Origin of the sequence: Acinetobacter sp. LF10, from assembly GCF_048585715.1 — a bacterium.
Classification (GTDB): Bacteria; Pseudomonadota; Gammaproteobacteria; order Pseudomonadales; family Moraxellaceae; genus Acinetobacter.
In genome coordinates this window covers 1,336,821-1,351,023 of sequence record NZ_CP184160.1, presented here as the reverse complement: position 1 = coordinate 1,351,023, position 14,203 = coordinate 1,336,821, and the positions used below count along the sequence as shown (strand labels likewise).

Sequence of the window (14,203 nt, the reverse complement as noted above, 5' to 3'; positions counted from 1 at the left end):
AAATTTCAATAACCTAACTCTGCTTTAGTAAATATGCTAAAGCAGTTTGAGATGCCAACTTATACCTTTAAACGTAAATGCAACATATGTGTCGCTATGGTATGACGAATATGATCTGCCCGATTTTTAAAATATCGTTCGCTTAAACCATCTCCAGACAGATCTTCAGCCACTTGATAGCCCATTTGATTTACAGCTTGGTGTAAAGCTCTAGGTCTAAATTGCCCTTTTAAGGGTTCTTTTAAAAACCGTGTGAATTGGGAAACGAACATACTTCCAAAACGTTCTACGCCAGATAATTCACGATAATCAATTGAATAATCCATAACCACCTCACTTTTTGCAGCAGCAATACTGCTAATACTTTTTAAGGTATGAAGTGTCGTTTGTGGCTCAAGATAATGGGTTGTACCTAACCAAGAAAAGAAGGCTGGTTGTTCTACTTGAAAATTGCTCTTTGCTAATGCTTCAGCAATCGACTCTTGTTCAAAATCAATTGCAACAAACTCAACATTGGTTGGAACCTGATCGAACTGAGTCAACTTTTTTTGTTTCTCTGCTTGAGTGTCAGGGTGATCAACTTCAAAAATTTTTAAATGAGGATGTTTTTTTGCTTGTCTCAGTGTAAAAGAATCTAGCCCTGCCCCAACCAATACATATTGTTGGATACCAGCTTCGATAGCCTGCTGCAATAAATCCTCTGCATAACGTGATCGACCCACCACTTGACCCGTTAATAAACCAAGTGTTCGATTAAATATAGAGGAATTCATCACTTTTACGGTCAGAGGCGTTGTTAATAATTTTTTCCAGCCTTTACTGGTTAACTCAAAGGCATAAGGATCAGAAAATACTGGATTTTCAGCATTTTGAAAGTGATTCGCGCGCAATGCTGCTGCTGCTTCCGCCGTTCGGCTAGATTGTCCTTCTTTCATATTTCTTTCCTAATTTATTTCTATCATGCAAAAAATAAGCAGTAAATTCTATCCTTAGATAAAATTTACTGCCCTTTTATCACTTATCTAATGATTAGTTTGTTTTTTCAGTTTGATAAGTTACTTGATAATCGTTCAAATCCATACGTTTTAAACGCTGTTTTAACTGCTTCAATGACCATGGCCAAGCTGCAAAGTTACGACCATTTGCATCTAAATAATAACTCTTACATCCACCCGCATTGAATACTGTCGTCTTCAAATGTTGCTGTACCAAATCATTATGCTTCTTGATCACTTCTGGTTTGATATTTAGCTTGCTAATACCTTTTTCTTTGATCTTAAGCAAACCATCCACAATATAGTCCAATTGCGCTTCAGCTAAACCAATAAATGAGTCATAAACTAATACGTTCGGACCCAAAATTAAAAAGGCATTCGGTACATTTTCAATACTTGTACCTAAATATGCTTCTGGAGAACTACTTTTCCATAAATCATTAAGACATTCACCTTTCTCGTTTGAAACACGCTTACCAATAGGTGGATGTGAAACTTCAAAACCAGTACCCCAAATAATCACATCAACCTCTTGACGCTCACCATTTGCAGATACAACAGTGTTGCCTTCCACTTTGACCAAACCATGTGGAATCAGTTTAGTATTAGCTTGTTGTAATGCTGGATAATAGTTGTTAGCGAACAATAAACGCTTACAACCAATCGTAAAGTTAGGAGTTACATTTTTACGTAACTCAGCATCTTCAATTTGGAAACGTAAAATCAGTTTCGCTAACTCACCAACAGGCTTTAATACCGCTGGATTACGTAAACCAAAATTAATCGCATTAAGTGATTGTGCTACCGTTTTACGCCAAGCTTTTTGGATAAACGGGAATTTTTCAATCAATGCTTTACTAACTTCACCTAAGTCAGTATCAGGTTTTGGTACAACCCAAGGTGCTGTACGTTGATATACATATAACTCTTTTGCTAAAGGCTGAATCTGCGGTACAAACTGAATCGCAGAAGCGCCTGTACCAATAACAGCAATACGCTTACCTGTAAGATCGTAATCATGATTCCATTTTGCTGAGTGGAACATTTCGCCTTTAAAAGTTTCTAAACCTTCAAGTTTTGGAATCTGAGCTTCAGTGATTGGACCCGTCGCAAAAATAACTGTTTTAGAGAGGAATTGACCATTATTCGTATCAATCACCCATAAATTACGCTCTTTATCCCAAGCAGCATTTGTGAGTTCAGTACCGAATTCAATTTTTGAACTTACATTGAACTTTTCGCTAACTTCTTCTAAATAACTTAAGATCTCAGGCTGACGAGCAAATAAATGACTCCATTTAGCGCTTGGTGCAAATGAGTATGAATATAATGCTGATGGAACATCACAACCACAACCAGGATAAGTATTTTCACGCCATGTGCCGCCGACACGCGTCGCTTTTTCAATAATCTTGTAGTTGGTGTAACCCACTTGATCAAGACGGATTGCAGTTGCAATACCTGAAATACCAGCACCTACGATAAAAGTATCGTAAATGTGTGGAGGTAATGCTTTTTTGTCAGCAGAATTTAATTTTTTTGCTTGAGCGGTCATTTAAATATCCTTTCATCTATTGCGCTGAAATAAATGTATCTTCAATCTTATTTCAGTCATCAAAATCTTTTACCCGATTGGGTTTATTTCATCAAACGGTACGATGTGCCCAAAAATTTTGCATATAAATTTGGTGCAGTACGTTTCATCAACCAAAATAATTTGGCATCAATTTGTGGGATGGTATAAAGCTCACCTTTGTCTAAACGATCCAATGTCAACTTTGCGACTTTATCGCTGGTCGTAAATGCAAGATTAGTCAAGGCATAATCTAAAAGACCCTTATGTGGTACTTTGCCATTTTTGATGATATTGGTCGGAACCAACGTTGGGCAAAGTACATTGACCTTAATGTTCGACTTTCTAAGTTCTGCTGACAGAGTTTCAGATAATGCACGTACACCCGCTTTGGAAACGTTATAAACAGTCATCTCTGGTGCTGCGGTAAAGGATGCTGCTGAAGCAACATTAATGATTGCACCATGACCTAATTTTTTGAACTTCGGTACAAAAGCACGACAACCATAGATGACACCCCATAGGTTGATGTCCATACACCATTTCCAGTCTTCTGATGACATTTCATCGAACTTACCACCAAGACCAATACCTGCATTATTAATCACCAAAGTGACAGGGCTCTGCATCAATTGTTCAGCTTGCTCAGCCAATTGATTAACCTGTTCTTCTTGCGCAACATCACATCGCACGGCAAAGGCTTTTGCACCTAGCGCTTCAACTAAAGCTACTGTTTCTTTTGCCGCATCAAGATTGATGTCTGAACACACAATTGTGCCACCACGCTTTGCCAATTCAAGTGCAAAACTACGACCAATTCCACTTCCCGCACCAGTCACTACAGCAAATGCTTTTTGGCTCGGTTTGACTTTTTTACCAAATAATTTCATATTTGTTTTCCAGTAATTTCGTATTTACTTGGCCCAAGTTATGCGTGAGTTGCACGTACAGGTGGTACAAATTCTTTAAGGAAATATGGTGACAATAATCCCGTTTCAGGATTAAGTAACCGCTCTTTGTAATACGCCATATACGCAGTAGTATCGTGGTCATTTGGATGAAAGCTAGGACGTAAGTATTCCAAGATATGCATAAAGCTACTACCAAACACGCCACGCTCGCTACCAAACAATAATGCGGTACTTTCTAATACATCTTTCATATAGCGTGGATTGAACAAATTGCTTGGCTTACGTAAGAATGGCATCAAATAACCGCCAAGTGATACGCCACCTAAAATTGTCAAACTAGCTAAAAGAAAACCCGTAATTCTGAGCCAATAATCCCCCGATAATTCAAGGAATACGTCATAGGCAATATCTTTGTGCTCAGATTCTTCCAACATGTGCCACATCCACATAGCACGTTGTCTTTCATCCTGTGAGCCAAGTAAATAGTCTTCATGCTGCATCATAAATTCAGCAAGCACTGCTGTGTAATGTTCAATTCCAGCCATCAATGACAGTTGTAATGACTGTGGTAATTTGTAGATACCATAATCAAAAACTTTTGCGGCAATTGCACGCAGCAGCTCAACGGGATAACCATTCTCTTTCAAAACTTCATCATTGAACTGATTATGAATTTTTGAATGAATCGCTTCCTGTCCTATCAAAGAAGTAAGTCTTTGCTTCAAAATTGGATCATGAATAAAGTCACGGTGATGACGCGCTGTTTCAATTACAACATCTTCACCAAAAGTTAGAAAAATTGATAAAGCATGAAAATAAGATGTAGCCAATTCTTTATTTAAGAAAAATTTTTCATCTAACTCATTTGGGTTAAATTTAAAATCAAAATGGCGAATGGGAATCGGTGATTTATTCGCAAAGTTCTGAATAATTCCCTGATATTTAGTACTTAGTTTGTCTGAAAAGACACTTCGAATAACTTGAGCGACCATAACGTGATCCCCATAACGAGAGTAAATAAAAATCAAAGAGTTACATAGCAATTAAAACGGTAAAGTTGTCTATAAAATTATTTCTGCAACATTTAACACTTCAATTGTTAAACACTTAAGTTCAATGAAAACTCTTTTTTTATCTCAGAAAATTTTTAAATTGATATTTCCTGAAAAACTTGCTTGCATAGTGCACGAGCAAAATATGGGCAACAAGAACCAAATCGCTCATAAGAATCTGAGCTTTTTTGCCAACTCATATCATCACTATTGTGCTGTGCACCAATCAGTTATCCAACAAAATTAAGCAGCTTGAACTTTAGGTGTAAATTCCTTAACAAAGAAAGGATGTAATGCACCACCTTCAGACAATAATTTCTTTTCGTAATATTCAAAATACGCAGATGCATCATGGTCATTAGGATGAAAATCAGTACGTAGATAATCAAAAATACGGCTTTGAGTGCTACCAAAAACGCCATCTTTAGGACTAAAAACGAGTTTGACTCCACGCTTTGCATCTTTCCAGAATTTTGCAGTCAACATTTCTTGAGGCTTACGTAAAACAGGAACGAATGTTGTCGCAAATGGAATTAAGCCAAGAATGGTAAAATACGCGAGGAAGAAGCCAGAAATCCGAAGTGCATAATTACCATTTAATGTTTGATAAACATCATAAGCGACATCTTTATGCTCAGACTCCTCTAACATATGCCACATCCAAAGCGCACGTGTTTTAGCGTCATCAGAGAAATAGAAGTTTTGCTCATGTGCCATCATGTATTCAGCTAATACAGCCGTAAAATGCTCAATCCCTGCCATTAAAGAAAGTTTTAATGGTTGTGGAAATTTTAAGAAGATATGATCAAAAAATTGCTCGCCCAAGAAACGATACAGTCTCACTGGATAGCCAAGCTCAACAATTGCATCATTAAACTCATTATGAAGTTTTGAGTGAATCGCTTCCTGACCAATCAATGACGTCACACGCTGCCTTAAAATAGGATCTTTTAATAAATCACGATGGTGACGTGCAGTTTCAATCACTAAGTCTTCACCATAGGTCAAAAATACAGATAGCGTAGCAAAGAAAATAGTCGCGAATTGATTGTTCATATAAAATGATAAATCGACCTGTTTGCCTTCAAAGCCAATTGCCAAATGTCGAATGGGAATACTTTTTTTACTTGCAAAATCAATTTGCTCAGTTATCGGGTTAGATTTAAATAAACTTAAACCTTTCATTAATGTGTTGCTAATCATGGCTACACCTACCTACTTTACTTGAGCGTCACTTGCCCTTTACATTCTTTGAATCAGGTTCATCTCTTTTCGTATAGCTACATATTCTTTGAGTTACGAAAAAACATTCGGGAGATTTTTGTGAACCTAATTTCCTACTAGAAACAATGTAAACCGATCTTATGTTCGGATTCAATTCGGGTAAAACAATCAATTTAATGAAGTAATGATCAACATAAAAAGTTAGAAATTTTTATTTAAAATTAAAAATTCAAATGGGAAAAATTAAAAATAATATAATATATATCAATTATTTATTTGATTTAAAAAACTTTAAGTCATCTATATTTTTTATTAATATAAAAGAAATTATTATTTTTATTACATTGCATAACTTGATATTCAAAAGTATGTAATTTTATTTGTTCGGATTATGTAGGCTGATCTTTTACTTCCATGTAGAGCATGCTAATCTGACATCATGTTCGGATTTATATAACAATATTTATGGCTACTCGAAAACCACGTCAAACTCGATCAAAAGTAACAGTAGATACGATTATTGAAGCAGGCTTTATCGCTGTTGCAACAAATGGTACGAGTGGAACCACAACACGTCACATCGCCGATATTGCAGGCGTCAGCGTCGGCTCTTTATACGAATATTTTAAAAATAAAGAAGAAATCTACGATGCAATGGCAAAATCATTTGTCAAAGAAGTTCTAGACATGGTTAAAGAACTGACACCTATTATTGTCGAAATGGAGTTAGAACCATTATTTGAAATGATTTTCTATACTTTCCGTGACTTACTTACCCGTGATAATGATCGTTATCTCATCTGTCTACGATATGCAACTGAACTTAAATATGAACGCTATATTGGACAAATTGAAATGGCATTGATGGAAGTTCTGATGAAATACATGATGCGCCACCCTAAATATTTGAAAGTGAGCAATTTGAGTGTTACAGCCTATATCAGTATCAATAGTAGTATTTTTAATGTGGCACGACATCTCATTTTGCCTAATCCACAAATTAGTTTCGATGAAATGGTCAAAGGCTTAAGCACCATGATTATTAGCTATATTGATGCAGAGTTAGCTAAAGCTGAACGTTAAAAAGAGAGCTTTAAAGCTCTCTTTTTAACGTACTTTCATTGTTCAATAGAGAGTTATTTTTCTACTTGAATATCCTGACGTTGCTTGAAAGTTGATACCTCTTTACCTTCTGGATCAACATAGACTAATTCGACTCTACGACTTAATGCATGACCAAACTTCTGATTTTCATCGTTAATTGTTTGTTTTTTGCCTTTTGCCTCAGCAGCAACTCGATCTAAATGAATCCCTTGTTGTTGAAGGTATGCAAGTACACTCTGTGCTCGTCTCATGGAAAGTTTCAAATTATATTGTTCGCTTGCACGAGCATCAGTAAAACCGTACAGAGTCAAGGTGTAGGTTGGATTGTCTTTTAGGAACATTACAACTTGATTCAATACTTCAATCGATTCTTTTGACAAGTTTGATTGATCTAAGGCGAAGTGAACTACATTTGGTACATTTGATGGAACTTTAGCTACTGGTGGTTCAGCGATAACTTTCTGTTCAGGCGACCAAATTGGCCACTTGCCTTTCACTCCATGACAACCTTTAGCATCACCATTCAATTCTTGTAAAGATGGATAATTAATTTTAGGTAATTCTAATACTGTTGCAGACTTACACGCCGATGCTTTGAGATTTGATTGATCAATTAAACTTTGAGCGGATAGAAACAGTTCTCTTGAGTGTCTCCATCCAAGTTCACAATGTTCTGCTGCTGCCCAAACCAACATCACTTCTGCTTGAGCAATCTCAGCCTGAGCACATGAAAAACCTTCAGTTTGCTTTAATAATTCAGCATTTGCCCAAAGGTCTCTGCGCATGACACTTGAATCAGAAAGAATAGCTGTTGTCAGCGTAAATTTTTCAATTTGTCCTTGTTCTAAAGCATCAATAATATATTTTGCTTGTTGAAGTGCTTCAGTTCTCGCAGAACTTAGACTCTTTTCACTTCCTTCGTGGGCAGCGTAACTTAACCATGTTAAGGCTTTTATCGCTTGATAATATGCAATATTTTCAGATGGTTTTAAATAAGGTATCAGACGTGTTTGTAATGCCGCAACTTGCTTATCTTTAGGATTATAAGGTTTCTGTTGATTGACATCTTGTACCAAAGAACTGGTTTGCTCCCCAACAATAAGTTGCTCAGATGCAGACTCAGCAAATATACAAGTACTTACTGCAAGTAAACCAACAGAAGCCCCGATATAAAAATAAGAACACATTTTATATAAATTATTGTGAAGATATTTCATGTTTATGGTTCTCTCGAAGCATTTATTCCAGCGTTATTAACAGCAAATAGATTCTCATCGAACTTGAATCTAAAACGAATATAAGCACCCTGAATTGTAGTATCACTATCTACCAGATCATCATCTTTATAACCTGAGAAGTTATAGCCACCTGACAACCATAAATTTGCTGCAACGAGATACCCAACCTCACCACCCAGGAGAATTCGACGCCCTGAACTCATATCAGACCATAATACACCTGTGTGTACTCCTGCATCCCATCTTTCATTGATGTCATATATAGCTCTTGCACTGAACATGTGTGTCATACCTGTAGACTCTAAACCAGAGAATGTAGCCTGCACATTTTTCACCGCATATTGACCCGACAAGGTAAAATCACGTGTTGGATGATAATTTAAATGGTTCGAGAAAATATAAACATGTTTAAGATACGGATTATTTAAATCAGTTTTATTATCATCATAACGATATTCAACTTTAGCTAGTGCATCAAAACGATTGTGTTCTGTATCACGATAAGCCAATCCTAATTGGAAGCGATCCACTAAACGATCACCGCTACTATCATTTTTGCTATCTGTTAGGCTAACAACATTTTTTGCCAATAATGTCACATCATCCGAATATTTATAAGCAACGCCTAAATTGTTCAATATCGTATCTGATTGATCTGTCCAACGTGCTTCAATGCGCGCAACAGCTTTCCAGTTAGGGTTCTTTAAATATTCAATACCTAAAGATGCTGCTGTGCTATCAGAATTTGAGTTATTGGCATTTGATAATGATTTAGTTTGCTCAAAACTCGTATTGGCATAAAAACCTTTTTCAATTTCCCAACGATTACGTAAACCAATTGCTGCCTCAGCCTCTCTCGCACTAATACCATCCCGAACACGATATTCACTGAAGGCTGTTCCATTATTGTTATATTTACTATCAAGACCGAATACCGTTACATTGCGGCGTTGATTACTATTCAAATCATAAAGACCACCAATGCTTGAAACCAATTCGTGACGAGCATAAGCACGGAGTTTGGAATTAATTTGATAATTTGCACCCAACGCGAAAATACGACGATCCGCTTCAGAAATATCTTGCTCATATTCAGCAAAGACATTCGAACCTTGCCAAGGTAGTTGACTGATTAATTTAGAGCGAACTGTGACACCATGATATGGTGCAACTTGTGTTGTATTTAGCGTTGCTGGATTAGATGACTCATCATAATATTTTAAACCAAGTTCTACAGCTAAAATACGGTTAATTGCCCGTTCAATACTTGCTGATACACCTTGATTTACGCCATTTAACTGATCTTCTGTGCGAATCGCTTCAAGCTTAGCTAAGCCGATTTTATTTAATTGTACACGTCCCTTAATGCCGCTTTCTTTACGACCAGCAGTAATAGGTGCAGCTGTATTATAAAATTCTCTATCAGCTTGGTTATGATAAACTTTCATTTCCAAGTCTTTATAAGAATAGTTTAATTCAACTCGTGCAGCATCACCCGATAACTTACCAGTTGCATCTGGTTTCACATTACCTGACGTCGATGAATTTAAGTCATTATTAATATTCTCTGAACGAGCAAACTCAGCAATGAATTTACCTTTATCATTGGCAAATTTAACGACAGTATTCACACTTGCTAACTGATCTTGAGTTAGTGGGTTATTACTCTTCACATAAGAACCACCTACTTTAACTTTATCGGTGGCTTTTAAAGAACCAGACACACCACCAACCGTATATTCTTCACCACCTTGATCAGATTCAACTGTAATTCGTAAATATACTGGGTTTAGGTCAGCATCAACACTTGGAACTGGATCTTTCAAATAAATACTATTACTGAAAGTATCAATCTCATAATCAGTAAAACGAGTCAAACTTGTACGTGCAATAATTAAACCCGAATTATTACGGTCACGCGTAATAACCTCTACTTTTTCACTGTTTTCACGCACGTCTTGCGCATTAACACCATTACCCAAACTATAAGGACCTGAAATACCCATAGCACGTTGTTCATTCACAACTTGTTGTGTATTTGTCTGTGCAGCAAACGCAGTAACTTTATATTTATCAGCTTCTACTGTACTACGAATACCTGTCAATGAACGATTGTATTGACCTAAAGATAAGCCCTCATCATTTTCAGTACGTGTTACGTAGTCACCATACATTGCATATGAACGTCCTTTATCGACACGAACATACAATTTACTAGTAGATTGAGCATCAAAACCTTTAGCAGCAGAGTCACCATAAACTGGGTAATATTCATCAGGACGAATATCACGGAATAATCTTTGGTTTTTATCTTTATCTGAATCATATGCAAGTGTAAGCAGGTATTCACCTTTTACCTTACCTTTCAAAAATAATGCAGCTCGCCCCGTTAAATTGCGCTTTCCATCTTTTGAAGCTGAAATCTCATTTAATTCTTCTTCAAAACCATCATTTGAATTAATACCACTCAGTTCTTTAGGGTCAAACTTTTTGAAATTAAAAGAACCTTCAACTATACCTACAGCGATAATCGGTCTTAAATCAGGTAAGAAACGAACAGGTGTGCTTGAGTGGAAGATACCACTTTCAACCGATAATGTTCCTTCACCAGCTTCAATTGGCGCTTGAATTGGAACAAGTAAAGTTCCACCTTCAACGAATACTTGAATACCTGGCTGTTTTGGATCTAAGTCTACTAAGTCAATCTTACCGATTGAACTATCTAAGGTGATAGGTGTACGGTTCGAGACAAGCGTACCATGTCGATCGACAACTTTTAAATTAACATTAAAACGATCGCGTCCATTTGCCTGTGGAATCGTTTTACTCGGCTCTAGTTGCAACTTGTCTAACTGATCAGGTGCAATAACATTAATACGTTTAATGTCTCGAGTATTGCCCATCATATCTATTTGACGTACTTCGATGGTGTTCTGACCCGTACTTAAATCAACACCAATAAAGTCTAAACCTGAAACCTGCATGTTCGGCAATACAGCACGTTTACCAATCCGCTTTTCAGGAACACGAGTTCCATTTACCCAGAGTTCAAGCTGAGTGCCTGCTGCACCTTTAACTTGAATCGAGGTCTGAGGATAAGGCAATACTTGCCCATCTTTAAGATTTAAAATTTCTAGTTGATTATTCACAGCTGTTTCTAAAGCTGCTTCAAGATTAATCATTTTGGCAGAATTAACAGTATCTACAGACTCTTCATTTGGCAGAGCAAGAGTTGAAGAACTTGGTAAAGCGCTAGATGCTTGAACACCAGACTTTTCGGGTTCAAATTGTATTTGCTTGATTTCTTTAATTTGTTCTTTTGAAAAATCAAGATTACAATTCGCCTGAACTCCAACGGCTGAAATACAGCCACTCGATGGCTGTCCACGAACATCCGTGACTTTGGAAAAAATTGGATCAGCCGTTAAATCAGAACGTAATATTTGCTCTAAATTTGTATTATCTTGTTCAATACGCTTTTTACGCTCTAGCACACGTTCAATTAAAGATTCTGAACATTGACCAACACCTTCAGCTATCGCAAAATCGGCACGATGCAATTCACCACGTTTTAAATCGACAAAACGGCTATTTGGATCACCTGCTTGACGATTATTTATTAATACTAATTCAGAACCAATCGGTAGACTTGTACGATCGACTTTTAAAACATGTGTTTTTGCACTAATTCCATAGAAATCATACTTACCTTCACTATCCGTAATAACATAACTACCATCTTCAAGGTAGATACGAACACCAGGAACACCTATTTCACCAGCATCTTGGATGCCATTCCGATTACAGTCGGTGAAGATTTTACCTACGATAAAACCCTCAGACATCATCATACCAGGCGTAACTTCTACTTTTGCTGATGCTTCATTCGACTCAATACCATTTTTATCTTTGGCACGAACACGGTTTATACCATCACCATTGAGTGCATTTGGTCCAATATAAACACGATATTTCACTTTAAGTTCTGTACTTGGAGTGAGTGTACCTAATCCTAATGTTAAATAAGGTCCCTTACCACCTAATGGATCTTCTACCTTTTTACCATCAACACGCATTGAGCCTTGAACATAAATAAAGCCTCGAGGAAGTTTATCTGTAATCGAAACATTTGATAAATCTACAGTTCCACGATTTGCAACCTTGACAGTATATTCTTCGAAATCGCCAATCTCTGCAGTTTTATTCGAGGCAACTTTCGTTACAAATAAGGTAGAACTACTAGGTGGAAGCACAGGGTCAATTGGAATATCGATATTGAGTGCAGGGTCACCATTATTTAATGTGAATTGCCCTGCATAAGACCACTTTAAATCAACCGCTTTATCTGCTGGAAAATTTGAATATACCTTGCGATCACTAATAAAAGTATAACGTTTTTCACCTGGAATAGTGTTTGTATCTACAATAAAACTGTATGTACCTGCTTTTACTAATGGGTAGATAAATTCACCAGCACTATTCGTAACTTGTTTTGCAGGTATAGAAACTAAATTACCTGTTTGAGGATCAATTATAAATGCTACATTATCAGCAATTGGTTGGCCATTTTGATCCAATAAAGTAACTGTAGCACCGGCTACAGGTAAACCCGTTTTAGCATCAAATACTGTACCATAAGGATCCATTAACACACTTGTATTAATGTCGGTAATCGTTCCAGTCGATTGACCTTGAGCATCCAAACAATCCGTTAAACTGATATCAACTTTATCACGTTTAAGCGTTTGCAAAACTACATCATATTGAATGCCTTTATCTGAAAGAGTTGTTGGTAATGTATAGCGAAATACACCAGTATTTGGGCCAGTTTCAATACCAATAACTTCTTCTAAATCATCTGTTTTTGTAGATTTAATTCGAATTTTCACACGATCAGGAGTGTAACGATCCGCATTACAACTTGCATTCTTAGCTTCTATATTCAGTGGCTTATTTACACTACCAGTTGCCAAAATACTCTTAAAATCACTTGAATTATTTGTAATATCTGCTGAGCCGCTAACTAAAGTAGATGCAACGTTTGATAACACATCTTTCTGAGTATCAGTGACAGCATACGAAACTTTATAAGTATTTTTTACTGTGGTTTTTGCAATATTGCGGTTCATACTAACAACAAGATTAACTTGCTCAGATGTATTTGCAGCAATTTGTGGAAAACCGACAACAAGCTGATTGATCTGTGTAATGTCACTAGGAGCAATAGTGCTATAACTATTATTTGCAAGCTTGTATAAAATTTTGGCTTGAGTATTCTTTACTAAAGCAGATTTAAATGTTGTATTTGGCGGCAAATCATCAACCAACAAAACCATTTTTTGTATTTGACCATCCACCATGACATCGGTTGGTCTGGCTGTCTTCTTACCTTCATTGCTAATGTTGAGCGTGTAATTTAAGTCATAATTTGCACTTGCAGAAGGCTCAAAAGTTTTTTGTTGCACGTCTTTAGTTGCAACTAATTTTGCACCATAGCTAATTGCACTATCTGTAGCGGTTGCAATTGCTGTTGTATCTTCAACAACTGTTGCTTTAATTGGTAAATTAAATTGCTGACCTTCTGTTAAATTTGAACTTGTGGTAGCAACAACCCACAAATTGACACTTTGACCAATTTGTAGAGCCACATTAGTTGTTAATTGTTGATCATTCGTATCAAATTGACCATCTTTGTTGCTATCTATGTAAATTTTAATATTATTTAATTCATTAATTGTTAATGCTTCTAGCTGAACATTAACAGGTGCATTACTATTATTCGATAAAGTATTCGCCCATATTACTCGCACACTAGGTTCAACATCGAGTACTGGTGGGGTAGTTAAAGTAATAGCATACAATGCTGAAACATTAACTTCGACTGTGTTAGAAACTGATTGTTGTTCTTTACCATTTGCTGGTATAAAAGTTGCGTAAGCAACGTTTGTGATTTTACTACCAACTTTAGGAATATTCGACGCGTGGCCATACTGCGCAGACAGAATAGATATTGTCAACGTTGATAACATGAAAGATATGTTTCGACTTACACGATTTTGCTTCTGTTGTAGCGCCACGGTACTCTACCCTTCAACTAAATAGTCTA

General features: G+C 36.6%; 8 protein-coding genes. 1 reads left to right on the top strand and 7 read right to left on the bottom strand.

What is annotated here, in order from left to right; genetic code table 11:
• Window positions 1-59: 59 nt before the first annotated feature.
• The 5 genes from ACN19N_RS06440 to ACN19N_RS06420 form a co-directional block, all read right to left on the bottom strand.
• Entirely contained in the window at window positions 60-935 is an 876-nt protein-coding gene (locus ACN19N_RS06440; RefSeq protein ID WP_420002235.1) for a class I SAM-dependent methyltransferase, read from the bottom strand.
• 94 nt (window positions 936-1,029) lie between these two features.
• Window positions 1,030-2,550 (bottom strand): flavin-containing monooxygenase, encoded by a 1,521-nt coding sequence (locus ACN19N_RS06435; protein WP_420002234.1) that lies wholly within the window; start codon window positions 2,548-2,550, stop codon window positions 1,030-1,032.
• 83 nt (window positions 2,551-2,633) lie between these two features.
• On the bottom strand, window positions 2,634-3,458 hold the full coding sequence (locus ACN19N_RS06430) for an SDR family NAD(P)-dependent oxidoreductase (protein WP_293743601.1): 825 nt from the start codon (window positions 3,456-3,458) through the stop codon (window positions 2,634-2,636).
• Window positions 3,459-3,496: 38 nt separating this feature from the next.
• Complete coding sequence (locus tag ACN19N_RS06425) at window positions 3,497-4,471, bottom strand: metal-dependent hydrolase (protein ID WP_269228150.1); 975 nt, start codon at window positions 4,469-4,471, stop codon at window positions 3,497-3,499.
• Between the two features lie 303 nt (window positions 4,472-4,774).
• A complete protein-coding gene (locus ACN19N_RS06420) occupies window positions 4,775-5,734 on the bottom strand; it encodes a metal-dependent hydrolase (RefSeq protein WP_420002233.1) in 960 nt (319 codons plus the stop codon).
• A 486-nt stretch (window positions 5,735-6,220) separates the two neighbouring features.
• Between ACN19N_RS06420 and ACN19N_RS06415 the strand changes: the two genes are divergently transcribed.
• Window positions 6,221-6,838 carry a TetR/AcrR family transcriptional regulator gene (locus tag ACN19N_RS06415; RefSeq protein WP_005216664.1) on the top strand — a complete coding sequence of 206 codons (618 nt, stop codon included), beginning with the start codon at window positions 6,221-6,223 and terminating at the stop codon, window positions 6,836-6,838.
• A 53-nt stretch (window positions 6,839-6,891) separates the two neighbouring features.
• On the opposite strand, the gene ACN19N_RS06410 is transcribed toward ACN19N_RS06415, so the two are convergent.
• Both ACN19N_RS06410 and ACN19N_RS06405 read right to left on the bottom strand, forming a co-directional pair.
• Window positions 6,892-8,076, bottom strand: coding sequence for an OmpA family protein (locus ACN19N_RS06410; RefSeq protein ID WP_269228151.1), 1,185 nt, complete (start codon window positions 8,074-8,076; stop codon window positions 6,892-6,894).
• Between the two features lie 2 nt (window positions 8,077-8,078).
• On the bottom strand, window positions 8,079-14,126 hold the full coding sequence (locus tag ACN19N_RS06405; RefSeq protein ID WP_420002232.1) for an SdrD B-like domain-containing protein: 6,048 nt from the start codon (window positions 14,124-14,126) through the stop codon (window positions 8,079-8,081).
• Window positions 14,127-14,203 lie beyond the last annotated feature (77 nt).